Annotated in this window: 21 protein-coding genes and 1 tRNA gene; 10 read left to right on the top strand and 12 right to left on the bottom strand. The window is 27.4% G+C overall.

Annotation, left to right across the window (positions count from 1 at the left end):
• The first annotated feature begins 5 nt into the window (after positions 1–5).
• Positions 6–1,274, top strand: coding sequence for a hemolysin family protein (locus BPLAN_RS02740; protein ID WP_012821673.1), 1,269 nt, complete (start codon positions 6–8; stop codon positions 1,272–1,274).
• Complete coding sequence (locus BPLAN_RS02735; RefSeq protein ID WP_012821672.1) at positions 1,275–3,407, top strand: SurA N-terminal domain-containing protein; 2,133 nt, start codon at positions 1,275–1,277, stop codon at positions 3,405–3,407. It begins immediately after the preceding gene.
• Here the strand turns inward: BPLAN_RS02735 and BPLAN_RS02730 are convergent.
• Together BPLAN_RS02730 and secD are read right to left on the bottom strand one after the other, a co-directional pair.
• A complete protein-coding gene (locus BPLAN_RS02730; protein ID WP_012821671.1) occupies positions 3,401–3,643 on the bottom strand; it encodes a twin-arginine translocase TatA/TatE family subunit in 243 nt (80 codons plus the stop codon). The two genes, BPLAN_RS02735 and BPLAN_RS02730, sit on opposite strands and share 7 nt — an antisense overlap.
• Before the next feature lie 4 nt (positions 3,644–3,647).
• The gene (secD, locus tag BPLAN_RS02725) at positions 3,648–6,503 is read right to left on the bottom strand and encodes a protein translocase subunit SecD (RefSeq protein WP_012821670.1); all 2,856 of its coding nucleotides are present in this window, start codon (positions 6,501–6,503) and stop codon (positions 3,648–3,650) included.
• Between the two features lie 470 nt (positions 6,504–6,973).
• On the opposite strand from secD, the gene BPLAN_RS02720 reads away from it, so the two are divergent.
• Positions 6,974–7,702, top strand: a complete 729-nt coding sequence (locus BPLAN_RS02720; RefSeq protein WP_012821669.1) for a DUF475 domain-containing protein — start codon at positions 6,974–6,976, stop codon at positions 7,700–7,702.
• Here BPLAN_RS02720 and BPLAN_RS02715 read toward each other — a convergent pair.
• The 5 genes from BPLAN_RS02715 to folP are packed head-to-tail and all read right to left on the bottom strand — an operon-like array spanning position 7,694 to position 12,977.
• Positions 7,694–8,887: a dihydrolipoamide acetyltransferase family protein gene (locus tag BPLAN_RS02715; protein ID WP_012821668.1), complete on the bottom strand. Its 1,194-nt coding sequence runs from the start codon at positions 8,885–8,887 to the stop codon at positions 7,694–7,696. The two genes, BPLAN_RS02720 and BPLAN_RS02715, sit on opposite strands and share 9 nt — an antisense overlap.
• Before the next feature lie 37 nt (positions 8,888–8,924).
• The gene (gene pdhA / locus BPLAN_RS02710) at positions 8,925–9,929 is read right to left on the bottom strand and encodes a pyruvate dehydrogenase (acetyl-transferring) E1 component subunit alpha (RefSeq protein WP_012821667.1); all 1,005 of its coding nucleotides are present in this window, start codon (positions 9,927–9,929) and stop codon (positions 8,925–8,927) included.
• Between the two features lie 60 nt (positions 9,930–9,989).
• Positions 9,990–11,291, bottom strand: coding sequence for a UDP-N-acetylmuramoyl-tripeptide--D-alanyl-D-alanine ligase (gene murF, locus BPLAN_RS02705; RefSeq protein ID WP_012821666.1), 1,302 nt, complete (start codon positions 11,289–11,291; stop codon positions 9,990–9,992).
• Positions 11,292–11,321: 30 nt separating this feature from the next.
• Complete coding sequence (locus BPLAN_RS02700) at positions 11,322–12,113, bottom strand: diadenylate cyclase (RefSeq protein WP_012821665.1); 792 nt, start codon at positions 12,111–12,113, stop codon at positions 11,322–11,324.
• 33 nt (positions 12,114–12,146) lie between these two features.
• The gene (gene folP, locus BPLAN_RS02695) at positions 12,147–12,977 is read right to left on the bottom strand and encodes a dihydropteroate synthase (RefSeq protein ID WP_012821664.1); all 831 of its coding nucleotides are present in this window, start codon (positions 12,975–12,977) and stop codon (positions 12,147–12,149) included.
• Between the two features lie 46 nt (positions 12,978–13,023).
• On the opposite strand from folP, the gene BPLAN_RS02690 reads away from it, so the two are divergent.
• The 3 genes from BPLAN_RS02690 (at position 13,024) to BPLAN_RS02680 (ending at position 14,427) form a co-directional block, all read left to right on the top strand.
• Entirely contained in the window at positions 13,024–13,524 is a 501-nt protein-coding gene (locus tag BPLAN_RS02690) for a DUF1599 domain-containing protein (RefSeq protein WP_012821663.1), read from the top strand.
• Between the two features lie 50 nt (positions 13,525–13,574).
• Positions 13,575–14,336 (top strand): triose-phosphate isomerase, encoded by a 762-nt coding sequence (gene tpiA / locus BPLAN_RS02685; RefSeq protein WP_012821662.1) that lies wholly within the window; start codon positions 13,575–13,577, stop codon positions 14,334–14,336.
• A gap of 17 nt (positions 14,337–14,353) precedes the next feature.
• Positions 14,354–14,427, top strand: a tRNA-Arg gene (locus BPLAN_RS02680).
• 7 nt (positions 14,428–14,434) lie between these two features.
• Here the strand turns inward: BPLAN_RS02680 and BPLAN_RS02675 are convergent.
• The 5 genes from BPLAN_RS02675 to ubiE all read right to left on the bottom strand — a co-directional run bounded on the left by BPLAN_RS02675 (position 14,435) and on the right by ubiE (position 20,113).
• On the bottom strand, positions 14,435–15,298 hold the full coding sequence (locus BPLAN_RS02675; protein ID WP_012821661.1) for an RNA polymerase sigma factor RpoD/SigA: 864 nt from the start codon (positions 15,296–15,298) through the stop codon (positions 14,435–14,437).
• 15 nt (positions 15,299–15,313) lie between these two features.
• Positions 15,314–17,446, bottom strand: coding sequence for a polyribonucleotide nucleotidyltransferase (locus tag BPLAN_RS02670; RefSeq protein WP_012821660.1), 2,133 nt, complete (start codon positions 17,444–17,446; stop codon positions 15,314–15,316).
• A 95-nt stretch (positions 17,447–17,541) separates the two neighbouring features.
• Positions 17,542–17,811 carry a 30S ribosomal protein S15 gene (gene rpsO, locus BPLAN_RS02665; protein WP_012821659.1) on the bottom strand — a complete coding sequence of 90 codons (270 nt, stop codon included), beginning with the start codon at positions 17,809–17,811 and terminating at the stop codon, positions 17,542–17,544.
• Positions 17,812–17,871: 60 nt separating this feature from the next.
• Positions 17,872–19,377, bottom strand: a complete 1,506-nt coding sequence (locus BPLAN_RS02660) for a GH3 auxin-responsive promoter family protein (protein WP_012821658.1) — start codon at positions 19,375–19,377, stop codon at positions 17,872–17,874.
• Positions 19,378–19,381: 4 nt separating this feature from the next.
• Positions 19,382–20,113: a bifunctional demethylmenaquinone methyltransferase/2-methoxy-6-polyprenyl-1,4-benzoquinol methylase UbiE gene (gene ubiE / locus BPLAN_RS02655; RefSeq protein WP_012821657.1), complete on the bottom strand. Its 732-nt coding sequence runs from the start codon at positions 20,111–20,113 to the stop codon at positions 19,382–19,384.
• Positions 20,114–20,203: 90 nt separating this feature from the next.
• Between ubiE and BPLAN_RS02650 the strand changes: the two genes are divergently transcribed.
• From BPLAN_RS02650 to metE, 4 genes are all read left to right on the top strand, one after another.
• Complete coding sequence (locus BPLAN_RS02650) at positions 20,204–21,310, top strand: 3-oxoacyl-ACP synthase III family protein (RefSeq protein ID WP_012821656.1); 1,107 nt, start codon at positions 20,204–20,206, stop codon at positions 21,308–21,310.
• Positions 21,307–21,564 carry a type B 50S ribosomal protein L31 gene (locus BPLAN_RS02645; RefSeq protein ID WP_012821655.1) on the top strand — a complete coding sequence of 86 codons (258 nt, stop codon included), beginning with the start codon at positions 21,307–21,309 and terminating at the stop codon, positions 21,562–21,564. Before BPLAN_RS02650 ends, BPLAN_RS02645 begins: the two co-directional genes overlap by 4 nt.
• Positions 21,565–22,767 carry a putative sugar nucleotidyl transferase gene (locus BPLAN_RS02640; protein WP_012821654.1) on the top strand — a complete coding sequence of 401 codons (1,203 nt, stop codon included), beginning with the start codon at positions 21,565–21,567 and terminating at the stop codon, positions 22,765–22,767.
• 99 nt (positions 22,768–22,866) lie between these two features.
• Positions 22,867–25,155, top strand: a complete 2,289-nt coding sequence (gene metE, locus BPLAN_RS02635; RefSeq protein WP_012821653.1) for a 5-methyltetrahydropteroyltriglutamate--homocysteine S-methyltransferase — start codon at positions 22,867–22,869, stop codon at positions 25,153–25,155.
• Positions 25,156–25,190 lie beyond the last annotated feature (35 nt).

The following is a 25,190-nucleotide window of genomic DNA, read 5'->3' as shown; positions in this document are numbered from 1 at the left end:
GTCCTATGATTTTCCATATTAGTATAGTTATTGTTACTATACTTCTATCTGCTTTTTTTTCTGGGATGGAAATGGCTCTAATTTCTTCTAGTTTGTTTCAAATAGAATTAGAAAAAAAGAAAGGATCTTTGCGTTCTAAACTTCTTTCTGAAAGTATTAAACAACCAAAGAAATTTATCACTACAATGCTAATTGGTAATACTATATCTTTGGTGATATATGGAATATATATGGAAAAATTATTTTTATATATTCTTTCTAAATGGTTTTTAATTCACGATAATTCTTTCTGCATTTTGTTGTTAGAAACAGTAGTATCCGCTACTATTATTCTTATAATTGGAGAATTTATTCCTAAAATGATATTTAGCCTGTATTCCAATGAATTGTTAAGCTGGTTTATTGTTCCAGTATATATTATATATAAGATTTTTTATCCTATCACAAATTCTATTATTTGTATTTCTAATATTTTTTTAAAAATTTTAGGAGAAAAAGAAGATGATAAAACAAAAATTTTTGATAAAGAGGATTTAAGTTATTTCGTTTCAGAAAACATAAAAAATAACATTCAAGGCATAGTAGAATCTGAAGTGGAAATATTTCATAAAGCTTTAGATTTTTCTGAAAAAAAGGCAAGAGAGTGTATGGTACCTAGAAAAGAAATGGTTTCTTCCAATATATACATTTCTTCTATTGAGAAGATTCGTCATATATTTACGGAAAAAGGACTTTCAAAAATTTTGATTCATAAAAACAATATAGACAATATTATAGGATATATTCATTATTTGGAAATTTTAAAGAAACCAAAAAATATAGAATCTATAATTAGACCTGTAGAACTAGTTCATGTAACTACTCCTGTTCGAGAGATCATGGATCTTCTTATTAAGAAAAAAAAAAGCATAGCTATTGTATTAGATGAGTATGGAGGAACAGCCGGGATGATAACTATAGAAGATATTTTAGAAGAATTTCTCGGAGATATAAAAGATGAACATGATGAAACTAAATTTGTGGAAAATAAATTCAATGATAATGCATTTTTATTTTCTGCTCGTTTAGAAATTGATTTTCTTAATGCTAAATATAGTTTAGGTCTTCCTAAATCAGAAGAATACGAAACTTTAGGAGGTCTAATTGTTTTTCATACAGGATATATTCCAAAAAATGGAGAAAAAATAATCATTAATGAGACTTGGGATATTGAAATAAAAAAAGTTTCTAAAAATAAAATAGAGGAAGTTTTTCTTCAAAAAAAGAATTTATAGATGAATTTTTTAGAAAAAATTAGAAAAAATCCATGGATTTTATTTTTCCTCATAGGAATAGTCATGTTGGCTTTTATATTAGATCCTCATGTCCTATTTAAATTTTTTGCTGAAAAATCCAGTATTTTTGGAAAAGTAAACGGAGAAAATATTTCTATAAAAGAATATGTTGATTGTTTTCAATTTTTAAAACAACTTCGTCAAGAAGAATCAGATTCCCATTTAAAAAAGGAAACTTGGAATTTATTGATTCATGAAAAATTGTTAAATCAACAAGCTATGAAACTAGGAATACAAAATACAAAAAAAGATTTTTGGGATGCTATATCTAGACAATCTATATATAGTTATATCCCAGAATTACAGGATAAATTCGGGAATTTAGATCTAAAAAAATTTCAATTATACCTAAAAAATTTAGAAAATGCATCTCATGTTTCCCATTCTCAAATGGAAATAGAAAAGAATGTTTGGTCTTATGAAAAAAATAGCATTTCCAAAAGAATTCTTGCAAAGAAATATGTAGAAATGTTAATGTATGGATTAAATACTTCTTTAATAGAAGGAGAATTAAATTATAAGGAAAAAAACTTTTTTTCTATCATTGATTATATTTTTATTCCTTATTCAGAAATAGAACATAAATATAACATATTTTTAATAGGAAAAAATGAAATTGAAAATTTTATTAAAAAACATAAGTTTCTTTATAAAAGAGAAAATTTAAGGAGTCTTAGTTTTGCAATTTGTAGATCAAAACCATCTTTGGAAGATGAAAAGAATATGAAAAATAAAATGGAAAAATTATTTCATAAATTTAAATCGACCAATAAAAATTATATGTTTGTTTTAACAAAGTCTGAGAAACCTTTTGATTCAAATTTTTATTTAAAAAATCATCTTCCTCCTATTTTGCAAAATTTTGTCGTGCAAAATAATAAAATTGGAAGTATGTTTGGTCCTATAAAAGAAGACAATACATATGTTATGGCAAAAATAATTGGAAAAAAGATGATTTCTGATTCTGTTTTATCTAGTCATATATTGATTTCTCATAAAGAGGCTATACGTTCTTCCAATAAGAGAACTAAAAAAGAAGCGGAAGAAATAGCTAATAAAGTCTATAAAATTCTTCAAAAAGATCCATCTAAATTTGAAGAATTAGTGAGAAAAAAATCTGATGATTTAATTAATGCAAAAAAAAATCAAGGAAGTTTAGGATGGTTAAAATATAATGAACAGAATTCTATTGGAAAATTTAATATTTTTGATTCGGAAAATAAAAAGAGAATGATAGGACTTACTGAAACTCAATTCGGTTATCATATTATTAGAATAGATGATAAAAGTGTCCCAAAACCTGCTTATCAATTTGCTGTAATTGTAAAAACCCTTATTCCATCCAAAAAAACAGAAGATCGACTTTATAGTCGTGTCAGAAAATTTTTTGGAAAAAATAAAAATCATAAATTAAATATATTTATTAATAATGCAAGAAAAGAGGGGTATGAAACTATATTTTTAAAATATGTTAGATCTGCTCAATGGGATATAGATGATTTGAAAACAGAAGTAGATAAAGAAATCATTGATTGGTCTTTTGATAAAAATAGAAAAGAAGGAGACTGTCATATTTTTTCTACTTCCAATAAAGACTATATTATAGTTTTTCTTTCCAAGATTCAAAAAGAAGGATTTTCTATGGAAGAAATCAAAAATAATTTGATTCCTTTTTTGAAAAAAGAAAAAATAAATAGGCTTTTATCCAATATGGAAAAAAGGAAATTTTTTACTAGAAATTTAGAAGAAATAGCATCTTATTTTTCCAAGAAAATCAGAAAAAATTGCAAAATAAATTTTTATGATTCTATGGTTAATGACCATAAAGAACCAAAAGTAGTTGGTTATGCCTCTTCTTTAAGATTATATGAAACATCTAAACCAATTTTAGGAGAAAAAGGAGTCTTTTTTGTAAGACCATCAAAACATATTTTTCCTTCTAAAAAACCTTCTTATTTTTCCCATGAAATAGAAATGTTAAATGCTCTTTTGAGAAAAAAAATGTTAGAAAATATAGGAAATGTATTAATCAAAAAATCAATAATAAAAGATTATAGGAAACATTTTCAATGACGTTTTATAGAAGAAGAATGTATTTTATTTTCTTTGTTGAGAATAGATCTTTTTTTTTCTACTATATTACTCCGTCTTATCTCATTTTGAATTTTATTTTTCGCATTTTTTAAATATCTTACTCCTTCTCCCATTCCACGAGCTATATCCGGTATTTTTTTTGGGCCAAATATAATAATAGCTATGAGAATAATGAAAAAACTTTCTTCGAAACTAATAAATAAAGGATTTATCATTTTTTTATTTTTTTTTAGAAAGATCATATACTATGGAGGAGGCGATAAATATAGAAGAATAAGTTCCAATACTTACTCCAAACAACAAAGCTAACATAAAACTACGAATAGTAGTTCCTCCAAAGAATAAAATAATACATATAGCCCATATGGTAATAAATGAGGTATTCATGGTTCTTGTTAAAGAACTATTAATCCCCTTATTTATAATTTCTTTTATAGAAAACGATTCAGTACCTGAAAATTTTCGAATCTTATCATACACAATTACTGTATCATTGATAGAATAACCTATTATGGTTAACAATGCGGCGATGAAAGATTGATCTATTTCTAAAACAGAAAACCGTTCATGAAATATGGAAAATAATCCAAGTACAATTATTGTATCATGTAGCAAAGATACCAAAGCTCCTAAACCAAATTTCCATTTTTTAAATCTGATAAAAATATAAAAAAATATTCCGAATAAGGACAAAAGTATTGAAATAAAAGCATTCTTAGTTATATATTTCGCCATAACAGGTTCTACTTTTTCTGATGACAATATTCCTAAAGATTTATCTTTATCTATAGTTTTAAAATCCTGGAAATCTATAGTATGAAAATACGGTTTTAATGCCAAAAACATTTTTTCCAAAATTTCTTGATCTATTTGGTTGTTTTCATTCCATATTTTGTATTTAGTTACTATTTTCATTTTATTTTTTTCTCCAAAAGGAAACACTTTTGGAGAAGAAGGTTTTCCATTTTCTATAAAATATTTGGATAAAAGAAAAGAAATGTGATCTGGTAAGACCTTACGATCAAAACGAATAATATAAGTACGACCTCCTACAAAGTCTATTCCAAGATTTAATCCTTTATAATAAAAGGAGATAAGACTTCCCAAAATGCAGATAAAGGAAATAGCATAAGAAAATTTTCTTTTAGATAAAAAATCCCATGAAACTTTATTAGAATTCCATATTCTAAAGAATATTTTTTTATACTTATTTAAGTGCCACTCTAAAAATAATTTTCCCAAATATATAGAAGAAAAAAAAGAGGTAAAAATTCCAATAATTAAGGTAGTAGAAAAACCTTTAATAGGTCCTATTCCAAAGAAAAATAAGATAATTCCGCATAATAAAGTAGTAACTTGTCCATCAATAATAGATGATAAAGCTCCTTGGAAAGTGTAACTATTATGTATAGCTGAACGAATAGATATTCCATTTCTCATATCTTCTTTAATTTTTTCATAAATTAGAACATACGAATCCATGGACATGGCTAATGTTAATATAATACCTGCAATTCCAGGAAAGGTTAATACAGAATTAATGGAAATAAGAAAACCAAGTATAAATACAAAATTAAAAATTAATGCTATGTTAGCATATAATCCTAGAATTATATAATAATAAAACATCCAAATAAATACAAAAATAATGGCTATAAAAAAAGAAAATATTCCTTTCTGTATAGCTTCCTTTCCCAAAGAAGGACCCACTACTTCTGATTGAATTATTTTAACTGAAGTAGGCAATCTACCTGTACTTAGTACATTTACTAAATCTTCGGATTCTTGTAAAGATAAATTTCCAGATATTTGAGATATTCCATTAGGAATGACTGATTTTACAAAAGGTGCTGTATAAACTAAATCATCAAGAACTATAGCTATGTTTCTTCCGATATTTTTTTCAGTAAATATTTTCCAATTTTTAGCTCCTTCCTGATTCATTTTTATATTGATGAATATTTCGTTGAAAGGGCCAAAAGATTTATATGCACTAATAATAATATCCCCATTCAAGGAATTATTTTCTTCTTTTACAGCAAATAACGGAACATATTTTTCCTGATTATATTGATAGGTTTTAGATCCCCATAAAAATTTTATATTTCGTAAAGCATATGGTAAATATTCTACTACGTCCATAGAGTTTAAAAAATCGGTAATCTTGTTCATTTCCTTCTTATGGACTAATCCTACAATAAGATTATTATCCATCTTGTTTATTTTGGAAATGTTTAACATTTTTATGAAAGACCTAGTTTTTCTTGCAGAGGATAAATTATTCGGTTCAAATCGTTCTAATTTTTCATTTTCTGAATAAATTTTATTTATTTTTTCAAAAAAAGGAAAAATTTCTCGAAAATTGTATATTTCGAAGAAGTGTAATTCTGCTCTTTTTTGTAAAATATTTTTTATCCTATCTATATTTTCTATTCCAGGTAATTCTATTAAAATCCGATTTGATTTCTTGATTCTTTGTACATTCGGTTGGACGACTCCAAATTTATCCATTCTAGATATAAGAATGTTATGAGTATCAGAAATAGATAATTCTATTTTTTTTCTAATAACCTTTTCAAGTTCTCTATCTGTATAGTTTATTTCATCTACATAAGATCTATTTACAAAAAAATCTGAAATAGAAAAATCCGTTTGGATTTTCTTTTTATTCCTATAAAAAAAGTTTAGAAAAGAAGAAAAATAATCTACATTAGGATTTTTTTCTTTTTCTTTATCTGCATGATTTAATGCTTTTAAAAAAACAGGATTTTTGGAATTATTAGAAAATTTTTTTAATAAATCTTTTTCAGATATTTCTAAAATCAAGCTGATTCCTCCTCTTAAATCTAAGCCTAGATTTAAAACTTTATTTCTTGCACTAAAATGATTATATTTTAAAAATCCTATTCTTTTTTTAGATTCAAGATATTTTTTTTCTATTTCTAAGTTTCCTTTAGAATACACATAAGCCTCCCTTTCTAATTTATAAACATAAAGGCTAAAAAGAATGTAGTATAAACAAATAAAAGTAAGTGAAGAAACGATAAAAATCGTAAAAAAATTTCTTATACGCATTCTATTTTCATGATTTTACGGTAAAAATATAAAAAATTAGAGATGAAATAAACTTTTAATATTGTTGCTATTCGTTCACTTATAAAATTTTATAATTATCTTTGGTTTAGTGGACTTAAAAAAATAATGCACTTGGAAAAATTTTAGCTTATTCAAAATCTTATAAATATCATTATATTTCATGTAATTTTTTACACTCTTTATTTTCAGTCATATCAATAATATCTATTTCTCCTGTGTTGAGTATTTTATTAGAAGTTTCTGATAAAAGGAATGGAGATTTAATTTAATGTACAGATCATCTAATGATGTAGTTGAAAAATCCTCCAATTATGGATGGTATGATATTGGATGGGACCAACTTCTTCTCTAGATACAGAATCCAAAATAAAGGAAAACACAAAATTTTAATTTCAAAAAAAGGGACTTAACAGAAATTTACTTTCTTTACAAAGTTTTTAATAGTCAAAATGAAGGACTTTTTCTTAAATTCCATTATAGATATAGTGGAGAATCCTCTCATCTCCATTTCCATTATAGGAAATTTATTTTTTATAGAAAGTATTTTATCAATAGATAATGCGGCTGTTCTAGCTTCTATGATTATGGATTTAAAGAAAGAAGATAGAAAAAAAGCTTTGAAATACGGAATTTTTGGAGCTTATTTTTTCAGAGGAATTGCGCTTTTATGCGCTTCTTTCTTAATTAAAATTTGGTGGTTAAAACCATTAGGGGGACTATATTTAATTTACCTTGGATTAAATTATTTTTTTTCATCAAAGAATTCTTCTTTGAAAAAAAACAAGGATAGAAAACTTAGAAATTCCTTTTGGATGGTTCTTCTTTCTATAGAAATAATGGATTTAGCTTTTTCTATTGACAATCTATTTGCTGCTGTAGCTTTATCAGAAAATTTTTTATTAATTTTTTTAGGGGTTTTTATAGGAATCTTAGCTATGAGATTTGCAGCTCAAGGATTTGTTAAATTACTGGAGTTCTATCCATTTTTAAAAAATTCAGCATTTTCCGTAATTTTGTTACTTGGAATAAAACTTTTATTATCCCCTTTTATACATTCCATTTTCTCGAATAAAAATTTTTCTTTGGAGGGTTTTTTTTCATTTTTTACCGTAGCCATATTTTTATTTCCAATGATTATTTCCTGGATATTTTCTACTACAAAAAATAAATTAAACTAATATGAGGATTGGATCTTCTAACAGGTTTTTTAAATGCTTAAGAAAATTACTTCCTGTAGATCCATCTATTATTCTGTGATCACAAGATAAAGTTACTTTCATGACATATCCGATTGAAATTTCGGAATTCTTTACAATAGGTTTTTCTGTAATGGTTCCTATAGAAAGAATAGAAGAATTAGGAATATTAATAATAGAAGTAAAAAATTCTATTCCGTACATTCCTAGATTTGAAACTGTAAACGTACTATTTTCTATCTCTTCAGGCTTTATTTTTCTAGACTTTGAACGTAAAGCTTTATCTTTGATTTCTTTGGATATTTGTAGTAATGATTTTTTATCCGCATTGTGGATCACTGGAACAATTAACCCTTCTTTTACTGCTACTGCCACTCCAATATTAATGAAAGAATGATAGATTATTTCTTTTTCTTTCCATGAAGTATTTACATTAGGATTCTTTTTCAAAGAAATTGCAACTGCTTTAATAATAATATCATTAAAAGAAATTTTTTCTTCGGTAGAGAGTTTTTCATTTAAATTTTTTCTTAATTGTATCATTTTTCCTACATCAATTTCAATAATGAGATAATAGTGAGGAGCTGTAAATTTAGAATGAGTTAAATGTTCAGCTATTTTTTTTCTCATAGAAGAAATAATGACCCGTTTATCATCCATTTGTTCACAGACTATTCTTCTATTATCATCTAATGTTTTTTCGTATGTTTCAATATCTCTTTTAATGATACGACCGTGATCTCCACTTCCTTTTATCTTTCTGATAGAAATCCCTACTTCTTTGGCCATCCTTTTTGCTAAAGGAGAGATAAATATCCTGTCTTTATTCTTTTTTCTATTCTCATTAGAAAGTATTTTTTCTACCTTTTTCTCCTTTATTTTTTCTTTTTTTTCTTTTGAATTTTTAATAAGATGGCTAATATCTTCTCCTTCTTCACCAATGATGGCTAATATATCATTGACTCGTGTTTTTTTCCCTTCTTCTACGCCAATAAAAAGAAGAATTCCACTAACATCAATTTCAAAATCTTGAGTAGCTTTATCCGTTTCAATTTCTGCTAAAATATCTCCTTCGGAAACTTTGTCTCCTACTTTTTTATTCCATTTAATTACAGTCCCCTCTTCCATTGTATCACTCAATTGGGGCATGGATATTATTTCCGCCATGATTTTTCAGATATTTATTAAAAAAAGTAACATAAAATCAGGAAGGTATCACTTTATCCAAAAAAGGATAATTTGATTCGTTATAAACAACATCATACATATGTTCTAAAGAAGGATCATCCGAATTTTCTGCAAATTCTACACAAGTATCTACTTCTTTTTTTATTTTATTTTCAATAGAATTTAACCATTCTATGGTTTCCCACTTATTTTGTATAATGATTTTTTTCAATTTCAAAATGGGATCCTTTTTTTTATAGGAATGAACTTCTTCTTTACTACGATATGATTCAGTGTCAGACATAGAATGGCCCCTATATCTGTAAGTTTTAATATCCAAAAAAGTCGATCCATTTCCACTTCTAGCTCTTTCAATGGCTATATAAGCAGCTTTAGCTATTTTTTCAGGATCCATTCCATCTACAGGAAAAGATGGCATTCCATACGAATGACCGATTTTATAAATTTCTTCTATATTTGTACTCCTTTTTACGGACGTTCCCATAGCATATTGATTATTTTCACATATAAAAACAACAGGAAGTTTCCATATCATAGCCATGTTAAAAGTTTCATGTAAAGCCCCTTGTCTAATAGCCCCGTCTCCCATAAGTGTAAGCGTTACTGCATCTCTATTGAAATATTTATCTGCGAAAGCAATTCCAGCTCCTAGGGGAATTTGTCCTCCTACAATTCCATGTCCACCATAAAAACGATGTTTTTTGCTAAAAATGTGCATAGACCCCCCCATCCCATGAGATGTCCCTGTCACCTTTCCTAGGAGTTCTGCCATAACTTTTTTTGGATTCACTCCCATAGAAATAGGTAAAATATGACATCTGTAAGCGGTAATTATTTTATCTTTAGACATATCCATAGCATAAGTCAAACCCGCAGGAAGTGCTTCTTGTCCATTATATAGATGTAAAAATCCTCTAATTTTTCGTTTTAAGTATAGGGAACGACATTTGTCCTCAAATTTTCTCCAAAAAGACATATCTTGAAACCACTTTAAGTAAGTTTCTGTGGTAATTTCTTTCATTAACTTTATGAAATTATCGTATACAAATTTAATCTTTAAGATATAAATCTACAAAAGAATTTAGATGAAATGAATCATACTTTCTAAGGAATTTTTTCTAGATCCTTTAATTAAGATATAATCTGCTTTTAGAGAATTGCTTTTTATCCATTGAATAAAAATATTTTTATGAGAAAATCTTCGGATTCTATTAGAGGAATTTCTATTTGTATTAGAAAATATTTCCCCAATTAAGAAAATTGCATTTATATTGCTCTTTTCTAAAAATGAAATGATTTTCGCATGTTCTTTCTTAGAAAAAGACCCCAATTCTAACATATCTCCTAATATAGCTATTTTATTTCCTTGAATTTTATTAAAAAAGGTAAGAGTTTCTATCATACTGCTAGGATTTGCATTATAACAATCTACTATGATTTTTACATTTTCTTTCTCTAAAATTTGAGAACGATAATTATTGGGAATATAGTCTTCTACAGCTTTTTTTATTTTTTTTAAAGGAACTTTAAAATAATTTCCAATAGTTATAGCAGAAGCTATATTATACAAATTATAAGAACCAACCAATGAAGAAACTATTTGCATGTCTTTAATACATAATACCGATTTTAAATCGGTTTTTTTCCAAAAATATTTAATAGGAACATCTACATCCGAATTAATTCTTTCCGAAAAAATATATCTGTCAATACCTAAACTATGAATTAATTGAATAGGATCATCTCCATTTACAAAAACTTTTTTTTTGTTTTTTTTTAAAAAATTGTACAATTCCAATTTTCCACGAATCACTCCTTTTATATTTTTAAATCCTTCCAGATGAGCTTTTCCGAAATTAGTTATATATCCATAGTTTGGATGAATAATAGAACACATTTTTTGTATTTCTTTTTCTTGATTTGCTCCAATTTCTACAACAGAAATCTGTGTATTTTTAGGCATAGATAACAAGGTTAATGGAATTCCTATATGATTATTGAAATTTTTTTCAGTAGAATGAACTACTTCATATTTTTTAGAGAGAATAGCTGTTGTTAATTCTTTAGTCGTCGTTTTTCCATTACTTCCTGTAATGGCAATAATAGGAACTCTATTAAGTTGTAATCTATGATAGAGAGCCAACTCTTGTAAAGAAGATAAAGCATTTTTTACAAAAAAAATGTTTTTATGAGAAAAAGAATATTTTATATTATCTACAATGGCTATCATGGCACCATTTGAAATTGCCTCATGAGCAAACTGATTCCCATCAAAATTGTTTCCTTTTAAAGCAAAAAAAATGGAACCATTTTTTACTTTTTTACTATTTATTTCTATCCCGGAAGAAATAGTATACAATCTATACAAATCTTGTATTTTCACAGATCTAATTTAGAAAAAATGAATTTATTTTTACAGAATATCCTTTTCCAGTTTCATTTTTAAATTATTAATGTTAGTAATCACTGTTCTTTTTTGATCTTTAATATAAGAAATATAACCTGTTTCTTCGGAAATAACTAGACAAATGGCGTCTGTTTTTTCGGATAACCCGATAGCAGCTCTGTGACGAAGACCTAAACGAGATGGAATTTCTTTATTGTAAGAAACGGGAAGGATTGCTCTTGTTCTTACTATTTTATCTCCTATAACAACTACAGCCCCATCATGTAATGGACTATTTTTATAAAAAATGCTTTCTAAAATAGGAATATTCACTTTCGCTTCCATTTCATCGCCATTCTGAATAAATTCTTTTATATCTTGATGCATTTGAATAACAATTAATACTCCTGTTTTATCTCCTGATAAAATAGCACAAGCCTTCACGATACTATCTATTGTTTCGGTTTTCACAGAAACACCGGATTTTCTAAAAAGAGAAATAATAAATTTTTTAAAAAAAATTCTGCTCCCAACTATGAGAAGAAATTTTCTAATTTCTGGTTGAAATAGAATAATTAAAGCTAAAAAACCTCCTTTAAAAAAAGCACTCATTACTATACTCAGGTATTTCATTTCATATGCTTCGACTATTTTCCAGAAAACAAAAGTCGCAATAATTCCGTAAAAAATATTTAAAGCCGCTGTGTTATAGACAAGTCTATAGACTTGTAAGAAAATCATGGCTACTAGAAAAACATCTAAAATATCAATGAAAGAAATTTTCAAAAAATATAATAATGAAAAAACGGATTCATACAAAAATAATATACGTTTTTTAATGGTAGACTGATATTATATTCTATTCCTATAATACTGGACCAATTTTATACACTCTACAGCTTCTTTTACATCATGTACACGTAAAAAATTAACTTTCTTCAAGAGAGCTATAGTATGGATGATCGAAGTAGCATTTAAAGATTCTTCGGAAGAAATACTTAGAATTTTTTGAATCATAGACTTTCTAGAAATACCTACTAAAATTAGATAATCTCCAAATCCTAGCAAAGATAAATGTTTTAATAATTGAAAATTTTGTTGTAATGTTTTTCCAAAACCAAAACCAGGATCTAGAATTATATCATTGATTCCATGTTTTTTCAACATGGAAATTTTTCGAGAAAAAAAGTTGTTTATTTCTATAATTGTATTCTGATAACATGGTTTTTTTTGCATATTAAGAGGAATCCCCTTCATATGACATAATATATATGGAATCCTAAATTTCGATAATAAGGAAAACATTTTTTTATCTAGATTTCCTCCAGAAACATCATTTATAATTAAAGCTCCTTCTTCTACAGCCATTTTTGCTACTTTACTACGAAAAGTGTCTATAGATATTTTAGCATTTGGAAATGTTTTTAGGATGGAACGAATAGACGGAATAACCCTCTTTATTTCTTCTTCTTCTGTAGGAAATTTAGACCATGGACGAGTGGAACAACCTCCAACATCGATAAAATCAGATCCTTCTTCTAATAGATTTTCTACATGTCGTAGTATATGAAGTTCTGATTTTAGCTTTCCTCCATCATAAAAAGAATCAGGAGTTAGATTAACTATCCCCATAATTTTTGGTTCTTTAAAACACAATAAGGTTCCTCCACAATTAATTGTCATTAAAAAATTATTTTTACACCCACATCCATATATAAAATTAAATAATATGAATCATATTTCTATTGATTTTCTCATGAGAAAATGTGAAGAATTATTTAAAGAAAAATTAAAAGTTTATGATCTTTCATGGAAAGAAATCAAAATATCTTCTATAATAGATCAAATTTTCATTAAAGTAATTCGAATTAAAAATATTCAGGAAAGAGGATTTCAAGAAGTAGAAGATGAGAAAGTTATAGATACATTTATAGATGTGATTAATTATATTGTAATTACATTAATAAAATTAAATATTGATTTTAAAAAAAAGATTTCTCATTCTGAAGTCATGAACATTTATATTCAAAAATTTGATAAACTCAAAGAATTATATGATGATAATAACCAAAAGGAAAGTATTTCAATAGAAAATCTATTAGAAGAAATTTTGTATTTGAAACAAAAAAAAACAAAAATTTTATACAAAAAATTAGAAAATATCTGTTTAAAAATGTTAAATATGACTATATTCTTATTAATGAAAAATATTCCTAAAAAAATAAATTAAAATTGAATAATTTTTCATATCCGTATTAAAATCTAGAATTAAGAATAGAAATGAAAAAAAAAATTGTAATTGCAAATTGGAAAATGAATCATGATTTCTATGAGACCACTTCTTTTCTCAGAAATTTATTAAAAATTTTTTTTGAAAAAAAAATCAATAACAAAAAGAAAGTAATTATTGCTCCATCTTTTCCTTTCTTGCATATTTCAAATCAAATATTACAGGGAAGTTCTTTGAGTCTTGCGGCACAAAATATTTGTCAAATGGAAAATGGATCTTATACGGGAGAAGTATCTGCTTCCATGCTAAGATCCATAGGAATTCATAAAGTGATATTAGGACACAGTGAGCGAAGAAAATATTTTTCTGAAACAAATGATATATTGCTAAAAAAAATTAAAATAGCATTAAAATATGGTTTTCATATTATTTTTTGTATCGGAGAAACTGCTTTGGAAAGAGAAAAAAACGAACAATTTTTGATAGTCAAAAAACAATTGGAAGAAACTGTATTTCATTGTTCTTCTTTAGAAGAAATTAGTTATTTTATCATAGCTTATGAGCCTATATGGGCCATTGGGACCGGAAAAACAGCAACTTCTGAAGAAGCTCAGACCATGCATAGATATATTAGATCCTTATTTATAGATAAATATGGAGAAAAAGTTTCCCAAAAAATGTCTATCTTATATGGAGGAAGTATAAACGATCTTAATGCAAGAAATCTTTTTTCTCAAGAAGATATAGATGGAGGCCTTGTAGGAAATTCTTCACTAGAAATAGAAAAATTTTTGAAAATTATTCAATCTTAATATCTTTGTGTGGGTTAGGCCTCGTAGCTTAATAGGATAGAGCATCTGACTACGGATCAGAAGGTTATGGGTTCGAATCCCTTCGAGGTCTCATATGATTATCCTAAATAAGGTTTGAGGATTTTGCTTCTAGAAGAATGTTTCAATCTTTTTAAAGCTATGCTCTCAATTTGTCTTACTCGTTCTCTGGTTAAATCGCAAGATTGTCCAACTTCTTCCAGGGTCATAGGTGGAGATCCATTCAATCCAAAATGTAATATAATAACACGACGTTCTCTTTCGCTTAAAGTTTCCAAAATTCTTTTTATATCTTTACGAAGAGATTCTCTTTCTAAATGCTCATCTGGACGAGGAGATTCATCGGATCTTACCAAATCATACAAATTAGAATCCTCTCCTTCTATTAAAGGAGCATCCATAGAAACATGTCTTCCTGAATTTTTGATAGATTCCTCCACATCTTTTTCATTCATATCTAAATGTTCTGCTATTTCTCTTGCAGAAGGCGTTCTTTGAAGTTCTTGTTCTAATTGAGCTAGAGTTTTTAGTATTTTGTTCAATAAAGCTAATTTGTTTGTAGGTTGACGAATCGAACGGGACTGTTCTGCTATAGCTTGTAAAATAGCTTGTCTGATCCACCAAACCACATAAGAAATACATTTAAATCCTCTAGTCTCATCAAAACGTAAAATTCCTTTTATTAAACCTAAATTTCCTTCATTAATTAAATCACATAAACTTAATCCTTGATTTTGATATTGTTTAGCCACAGAAACTACAAAACGTAAATTTGCATTAACAAGTTTTTCTATAGCAGAAGAATCTCCTTCTCTTGCTCTACGAGCGTATTCAACTTCTTCTTCCGGGGTCAATAGGGGAATTTTTCCTATTTCATGAAGGTATTTATCTAATGATTCAGATTCACGATTTGTTACTTGTTTAGTAATTTTAAGTTGTCTCATGTATTTTTATTATTTTTAATTCTTTGGACGAGGGAAAAGTACTTTTCTAGAAAGTTTCATTTTTTTATTTTTCTCATCAATTCCCATAAATTTTACTTCAATGATATCTCCAATGTTCAATTCCTCTTCTATATTATTTAATCTTTTCCATCCTATTTCAGAAATATGCAATAGACCTTCCACTCCTTTAGATATTTCTACAAAAGCTCCAAAATCTTTTATAGACTTTACTTTTGCTTTATAAATTTTTCCAATTTCAGGAACAAAAGTAATTTCTTTAATTCTATTAATGGCTTGTTTCATTTTTTGATAATCCTTTCCTATAATTTCAATAGCTCCCATATCTCCTTTTTCTTCAATAAGGATACTGGTATCTGTACAAGATTGTATTTCTTGAATCACTTTCCCACCAGGACCAATAACCGCACCTATGAAATCTTTAGGAATATTGAAAGTATATATTTTAGGAGCGTTAGGTTTTTGTTTATTTCTATATTTTGGTAAAGTTTCCAGCATTTTTTTTAGAATAAATAGACGACCTTCTAAAGCTTGCATTAAAATCTGACTTAAAAGATCATTAGTCAATCCTTGTATTTTTTTTACATCCATTTGACATGCTGTTATTCCATTTTTTGTTCCTGTTATTTTAAAATCAAGTTCTCCAAATCCATCTTCCTCTCCCATTATATCAGATAGAATCACTTTTTTTTCTTTATCTGTAAATAATCCCATAGAAATACCGGAAACAGGATTTTCAATAGCTATACCTGCATCCATTAAGGCTAAACTAGCTGCGCAAACTGTTGCCATAGAAGAAGACCCATTAGATTCTAAAATATCCGAGACTACACGAATTGTATATGGATTATTATCAGGAATCACATTTTTTAAAGCACGTTGTGCTAAATTTCCATGGCCTATTTCACGCCTAGAGACTCCTCTAATTGGACGTATTTCTCCTGTAGAAAAAGGAGGAAAATTATAATGGAGATAAAATTTCTCCTGGTTTTCCATAATAACATTGTCAATCTTATTGGCATCCAAAGAGGAACCTAATGTGACAGTAGTTAATGATTGAGTTTCTCCTCTCGAGAATAAAGCGGAACCATGAACTTCAGGAAGATAATCCACAATACTCCATATAGGACGTATTTGTTGGCTTTTTCTCCCATCTAGTCTAATCCCTTCTTCCAAAATCATATGTCTGACTACTCTTTTTTTAATCTCTTCATAATATTGATCAATAAAAATTTCATTTTTTTCCCTCTCTTCTATGGATAATTTTTTTTTAAAATTGTTTAAAATAGTTTTTTCTTGAATAGACCTGGTTTTCTTATCCAAAAGATCTTTATACATTCCATAAATTTTTTCGTAAGAAAAAGAAAAAAGTTCTTTTTCTAAAAATTCCTTTTCTAAGGAAGGATTTTCCCTATTGTTCTCTTTAAAGTCAAAGAAACGATTTTTTTGAATTTTTTTTACCAATTTTTTTTGAGCCTCTATTTGAGGTTTTATGGCGTTATGAGCTATATTTATGGCTTTTAGAAATTCTTTTTCTGTAATTTCTTTCATTTCTCCTTCTATCATGATAATGGAATGCTCAGAAGCTCCTACTATTAAATCTATATCTGCTTTTTCTAATTGATCTAAACTTGGATTTATAATGAATTTTCCATTTACGCGGATAATCCGGATTTCTGAGATAGGTCCATTGAACGGGATTCCAGCTACGGATAAAGCTGTGGAAGCGGCTAATCCAGCTAATTCATCTGGTAAAACTGTTTTATCATATGATAAGAGGGAGATCATGATTTGTATTTCATTTCGAAACGATTCTGAAAAAGTAGGCCTTAAGACACGATCAACTAATCTCATAGTTAAAATTTCCTCATCAGAAGGTCTTCCTTCCCTTTTTATAAATCCACCAGGAATTTTACCACTTGCAGAATATTTTTCTCTGTAATCTACTGTTAATGGTAAAAAATTAATCTCATTTTTTATTTCTTTAGAAACTACTACAGTAGCTAACAGTATGGTGTTTTTCGCCCGAACAATGGCTGCCCCATCTGCTTGTCTAGCTATTTTTCCTGTTTCTATAACAATAGGAAAACAATCTTCTAAAGATATGATTTCTTTTAGTGTATCTGGCATATTTTATTCTTTATGGATTATTAATAAACAAAAAGAAATATTTATATTATTATTTGTTTGATGATATAATAGAAGAAATCACATGCATGCAATGATCATTTTCTTAATCCTAGGAGTTGAATAATTTTTTTATAACTATTTACATCCTTTTTTTCTATATATTTCAGTAATTTTTTTCTTTTTCCTACTAATCTTACTAGTGCTCTTTCTGTATTAAAATCCTTTTTGTTATTCTTAAGATGCTTACTTAAATGATTAATACGATAAGTAAATAAAGCTACTTGAGCTTTTGAAGAACCTGTGTCGAAAACAGAGGTTCCATAAGTTTTAAATATTTCTTTTTTTTTCTCTGCATTCAAATACATACATATAATCTTTATTTTCGGAGAATAAAGTTAAAAATATTTTGCTAATATGTCTTTCTGTCATTTCATGTTTAGCAGAGAATCTATATATTTTCTATCATTGGAGAGACGTGGAATTTTATTTTGACCACCTAGTTTTCTGTGTTTTTTTAACCAATCGTAAAATAATCCATTTCTAGCTACAAATATTACTGGAGGACGTAATATCATGTTTTTATATCTTTTAATTTCATAATCAGAATTTAAGGACTTTAATTCCTTATCTAAAGTATCCCTAAAATAACATAAATCTCTTGGTGGTTTTTTGAATTCTATAATCCATTCATGAGCTCCAGAATTTTTTTGATTCATATAAATAGGGCCAGCTGTATATTCATGAATGATAGAATCTGTTTTTCTGCAAGTTACATTTAAAGCTTTTTCTGCATTTTCTATGATTAATTCTTCTCCAAAAGTATTAATATAGTGGTTGGTTCTTCCAGAAATAGAAATTCTATACGGGGATAAACTGGTAAATTTAATAGTATCTCCAACTATATATCTCCAAAGTCCAGCATTGGTAGAAACCACTAAGGCGTAATTTTTTTTTAATTCCACTTTTTCAATGGGAATTATTTTTGGAGAAGGATTATGAATTTCTTCCATAGGAATAAATTCATAAAAAATTCCATGATCTAATAAAAGTAAAAGATCTTCTACGTTTTTTTGATCCTGTACCGCAAAAAATCCTTCTGAAGCACTATACACGTCATAGTAATTTACAGAAGGACTAAACAAATCATTATATTGTTCTCTATATGGTTTAAAACTTACGCCTCCATGAAAGATGACCTCTATGTGGGGCCAGATATCATTGATTTTTTTTTTGTCAAATTTTTTTAATAAATGATTTAAAAAAATTAGGAGCCAAGAACAAACTCCTAATAAAAGACGAACATCTTTTTTTTCCGTTTCTTTAACAAGAGTTTCTAATTTCTCTTCCCATTCACTCATAAGAGCTATTTTTTTTCTAGGAATACTAATATATTCTGCCCAAAAAGGTAGATTTTTGATTAAAATAGAAGACAAATCTCCATAAAATGTATTATAATTTCTATATAATTCGTGACTTCCTCCTAAACGCAAAGCTTTTCCAAAGAATATTTTTGTTTTTGGATGATTATGAATATATATAGACAACATGTCCTTTCCTGCTTTGTAGTGACATTCATGCATGGATAATTTTGTGACAGGAATATATTTACTTTTCGTACTTGTAGTTCCAGAAGATCTAGCGAACCATTTTACTTTTCCTGGCCATAATAAGTTCTTTTCTCCTTTACGAATTCTTTCAATTATAGATTGTAAATCGGGGTATTTGCATATAGGTATTCTTTCAGAGAATTGTTGATATTTTTTTATATCGCAGAATCCATATTTTTTTCCAAATTCCGTATTTTTAGCATAAGCAATCAGTTGATGAATTAATTTGTATTGTATTTCTATTGGATTACGAATGATAGACTCTATTCTTTTTATTCTTCTTTTAAGAAAAGCAGAAGTGAAATATCCAGACAAATACTTCATTATATTAGATTATTTTTTTGGATAAATAAATAGATACAATTCCAAATGTTAGTTTTTGTGAATGTATGGGATTAAATCCGGAATATTTTAAAAATTTTTTCATTTTATTTCCACAATAAGAAAAAGATTTAATAGATTCTTGTAAGTAATTGTAAGCAAAATTATTTTTGGATAAAAAATTTCCTATTCTAGGAAGAATAGAATGAGAATAAAAATGATAAATTTTTTTTATATAAGGATTCGATGGTTTAGAAAACTCTAATATTTCCAAAATTCCCATTGGTTTAAGAATTCTATATATTTCTTGAAAAGAAAGATGAAAATTCTGAAAATTTCTTACTCCAAAGGAGATGGTAACTACGTCAAAAGTAGCGTTCTCAAAAGGCATATTTTGTGAATATCCCTGAACAAATTGGATTCTTTTTTTCAAGAAATTATCTTTTATTTTATTTCTGGCTATTTTTAGCATTTCTTTAGAAGGATCCAACCCGATAACAGAAGTTTTGTGAAATTTTTTAGCTATCAAAAGAGCCAAATCTCCGGTTCCTGTAGCTATATCTAATACCTTTTGGATGTTTTTTGTACTAAATTTAGTTAGTAGTTCTATTACTTTTTTTCTCCATATGAAATCTATTCCAAAAGATAAAAGGTGATTAAGAAAATCATATTTGGATGAAATATTATCAAACATTTTTGTTAATTCTTCTTCTTTCGAAGAGAAAGGATATTTGTTCATAATATTATTTATATGTATAATTTACTTAAGAAAAACGATTCTTTGCAAAGAATTTTTTTTACTTTTTAGTTATTATTTACAAATAAAAAAATGATTCGATCAATCATTACAGGGACTGGGCATTATTTGCCAGAAAAGGTTATAAAAAGTAATCATTTTTTAAAACATACGTTTTACAATAAGAAGGGGTTAAAAATTGATAAATCAAATGAAGATATTATTAAAAAGTTTCAAAAAATTACAGAGATCAAAGAAAGAAGATATGTAAATAACACTTTATTTAATTCTGATATGGCCACTATAGCTGCAAAAAGAGCTTTAGTTAATTCAAAAATTTATAAAGAAAAAATAGATTACATTATATCTGCCCATAATTATGGAGATCTACATCCTATTTCTTTTCAATCTGATTTAGTGCCTTCTATAGCTGCTAGAGTAAAAAATAAACTTCAAATAAGAAATAAGAAATGTCGTCCCTATGATATGATTTTTGGTTGTCCAGGATGGATAGAAGGAATGATATTAGCTGATCAATTATTAAGATCTAAATACGCAAAAAATATACTGATTACTAGTTCTGAAACCTTATCTAAAGTAATAGACCCACATGATAGAAATGCTATGATTTTTTCAGATGGAGCAGGAGCCGCCGTTTTGTCCGCTATTGAAATAAAAGGAGGAAATCACGGAATTCTTTATTATGACTCTCAGTGCGATAATAATGAGGAATTACATTATTTGACTAATGGACCTTCTTTAAACCCTGACTATAAAAAATCTTTAGTAAATATTAGAATGAATGGAAGACGGATCTATGAATATGCATTAACAGAAGTTCCAAATATGCTAAAAAGTATATTAGATCGTGCAAATTTACATCTTAAGGATATAAAAAAAATTCTTATTCATCAAGCTAATGCAAAAATGGATTATGCCATCTTAAAAAGATTGTTGAAATTATATGATTATTCATCTTCTAACAAAGATTTTTGTAAAAATTTAATGCCTATGACTATTCAAAAATTAGGAAATTCTTCTGTAGCCACGGTCCCAACTTTGTTAGATTTGATTCTTCAAGGAAAAATGCCTCCTCATGAAATTAAACCTGGAGATACCATCATGATGGCTTCATTAGGGGCAGGAATGAATATAAATGGAATGATTTATCGTTTTCCTACAAAAAAATTATTATTATGAAAAAAAAAATACATCCTGAAAATTATCGACCTGTAGTCTTTAAAGATATTAATAATGAAAAAATGTTCATTTGTAGATCTACAGTGAAAACTAAAGAGACTATTCAAATAGATGGATCTAGCTATCCACTATATAAAATGGAAATCTCTAGCTATTCCCATCCTTTTTTTACTGGAGAAAAGAGATTTTTAGGAAGAACAGGACCAGCAGAAAGATTTAAGAAAAAATATGAAAAATATAAAAAAATTGGATAAATGGATTCTTTTATATTATATGATGGAAGTACAGAATGGAAAAATTTGCGTCCGATTACCTTGACCAGGCCTATATCAGAAATTCGTTTAGGAATCTTAACCATAAGAGAAAGATGGGAAAAATATATTAGAGGAAAAGCCCTTGTTCTTACTAAGCCATATCTTTCAAAAAAATATGGAATGGAAAAAAATATTACTACTGTTAAAGACGTCTTCAAAAATATGTTGCTAATCAATTCTTCATTTATTCCTAATGAAGAATTGATTCCAATAATCTATAAGTTGAAAGAGGATGAAGCTATATTTTTCAAGGAAAAAATGGTAGCAGTACGAAGATCTCACTATAGATATAGAATAGATCCTCCCTATCTGAAAAAGTATAAAAAAATATATCATATTAATCAAGTGGTTTATATCCAATATCCATGGGATATATTTATCAAAAATGAAATTGTATTGAGACAAGATTTTTCTTTTTTAACAAAAGGAAAAAATTCCTTTTCTTTGTTTGGAAAGAATAATCTCCTTTTCAAGGAAAAGATCTTTTTAGAAGAAGATATCATAGCAGAAAATATCGTATTAAATGCAAAATTAGGTCCAATATATCTTGAAAGAGGAGTTCAAATTATGGAAGGATCTATGATTAGAGGACCGGTAGCTATTTGTAAAAAATCTACATTAAATATGGGAACTAAAGTGTATGGATCTACAACTATTGGTCCATTTTGTAAAGTAGGGGGAGAAATAATCAATTCTGTAATATTTTCTTATTCTAATAAAGCTCATGATGGTTTTTTGGGAAATACTATTTTGGGAGAATGGTGTAATTTAGGTGCTGGAACTAATATCTCTAATTTGAGAAATGATTATTCTAAAGTGACAGTTTGGAATTATGAAAAAAAAGACTTTTTTCCTATTGATGTTCAATTTTTTGGTTTAATTATGGGAGATTATTCGAAATCTTCGATTAATACTCAATTTAATACAGCTACAATAGTAGGCATAAATGCTAATATTTTTGGATATGGATTTCCACCTAGATACATTCCTTCTTTCACTTTAGGTGGAATACAAGAAAGAAAAGTAATTTCTTTTAAAAAAGTATGTGAAACAGCTGAAAGGATGATGAAGAGGAGAAATGTTCCTTTTTCTCTTTCAGATAAGGAGATTTTAGAATATTTATATAATTCTATGTATGAATGAAATATATTTTTTATTTTTTTTTATATAAAGAATGGTTATATAAACCCTAATTTTTTTTTAGTTATTTAGTTTAGATTGTATAATAAATAAAATGATTTTATGCTGAAACATAATTTAGGTTATCCTCGCATAGGAATACGAAGGGAATTAAAAAGAGCTTGTGAAGCTTACTGGAATCATAAAATTACTCCTAATGAATTATTCCACATTGGTAAAAAAATCCGGGAAGAAAATTGGAAAATACAAGAAAAATCTGGTTTAGATTTGATTCCGTGTAATGATTTTAGTTTTTATGATCAGATATTGGATATGTCTCTATTATTGGGAGTAATCCCAGAATCCTATTCTTCAATTCCCATCATCCATGATGATATTGATCTTTATTTTTCTATGGCTAGAGGATTTCAAAAAAATGGATGGGATATCAAGGCGATGGAAATGACTAAATGGTTTAATACGAATTATCATTATATAGTTCCAGAATTTCAAAAAGATCAAAAATTTCATGTTTTCTCTAAAAAAATATTCGAAGAGTTTGAAGAAGCTAGAAAATTTTTAGAAAATGGAATTCCAAAACCAGTTTTGATTGGTCCTGTTTCTTTTCTTTTTTTGGGAAAGGAGAAGAATAAATCTTTTCATAGAATGGATTTAATAGAGAACATTCTTCCTACTTACATACAAATAATACAAAGATTGATAGATCAAGGAGCTGTTTGGATTCAAATAGATGAACCTATTTTAGTTTTAGATTTAACTAAAAAAGAAATAGAGACTTTTCAATATGCTTACCAAAAAATATCCAATATTTTTTCCGGAATTAATATTTTATTAACATCTTATTTCGATGGAATTTCTGAAAATCTATTTCTTCTTAGGGATATTTCTATAAATGCTTTACATATTGATTTGATAGAAAATCCAGAACAATTGGAAGATATATTGAATTTCTTAAGAAACAAAGATATGATGTTATCTTTAGGATTAATCGATGGAAGAAATATTTGGAAGAATAATTATATGAATTCCATTAAAAAAATAGAAAAAGCAATCAAAATTTTAGGAGAAAAAAAAGTGATGATTGCACCTAATTGTTCTCTTTTACATGTTCCTTTAGATATAGAAGAAGAGAGATCTATTCATCCAGATGTAAAAAACAGAATGTCTTTTGCAAAACAAAAAATTTATGAATTAAGTGATTTAGAAAATATCATAAAGGGAAATCAGAAGATCTTATTGAAAAATTTGGATTCTTTGGAAAAAGCAAAAGATTCTTCAATTATTCACAATAAAGAGGTAAAAAAAAGAGTTTTACAAGTAAAAAAAGAGGAGACAAAAAGGAAAAATTCTTTTAAAATACGTCAGAAAAAACAGCATAAGAAATTTCGTTTTCCTTTGTTTCCTACTACTACGATCGGCTCTTTTCCTCAAACAAAAGAAATTCGTACTTTAAGGAGTAAATTTCGGAGAAACGAATTAAGTCAAGAAGAATATGAAAAAAGAATTGAAGAATTTATTATAGATCTTATTCGAAAACAAGAAGAAATAAATCTAGATGTTTTGGTGCATGGAGAATTTGAGAGAAATGATATGGTAGAATTTTTTTCAGAAAAATTAAAAGGATTTCTTTCTACTGAAAATGGATGGGTTCAGAGTTATGGAAGTCGTTGTGTGAAGCCTCCTGTGATTTATGGAGATGTAAGCAGATCTAATGATATGACAGTTAAGTGGATTTGTTTTGCACAGTCTAAAACAAATAAGTTAATGAAAGGAATGTTAACCGGACCTGTGACTATCTTACAATGGTCTTTTGTCAGAGATGATCAACCCCTTTCTACTACTGCTTATCAGATTGCTTGGGCTATTAGAGATGAAGTAGAATCTTTAGAAAAATCTGGAATTCAAATAATTCAAATAGATGAACCAGCTCTTAGAGAAGGACTCCCCTTAAAAAGAAAGGATTGGAAAGGATATTTTGATTGGTCTATTAAAGCTTTTCGTATTTCTTCAAGCGGGGTAGAAGATGAAACACAAATTCACACACATATGTGTTATAGTGAATTTAATGATATATTAGAACATATAGCGGATTTGGATGCAGATGTCATTACTATGGAAACTTCAAGGTCTAAAATGGAATTGCTACAGGCCTTTTCAGAATTTTCTTATCCTAATGAAATTGGACCAGGAGTATATGATATTCATTCTCCAAGAATTCCTACTGTGGAAGAAATATTTGATTTAATTCAAAAAGCTTCTAATAAATTACCAATCAGAAATATTTGGATTAATCCAGATTGTGGATTAAAAACTAGAAAATGGGAAGAAGTTCTTCCTTCACTTAAAAATATGACAGAAGCAGCAAAAAGGGCAAGAGAAAAAATCAGATAGAAAAATATCTTATCAAAAAGGATATTTCTATATTT

This window comes from Blattabacterium sp. (Periplaneta americana) str. BPLAN (assembly GCF_000093165.1).
Lineage (GTDB): Bacteria > Bacteroidota > Bacteroidia > Flavobacteriales > Blattabacteriaceae > Blattabacterium.
Note: the sequence above shows the minus strand (reverse complement) of the source record. Positions and strands in the feature narration are given on the sequence as shown.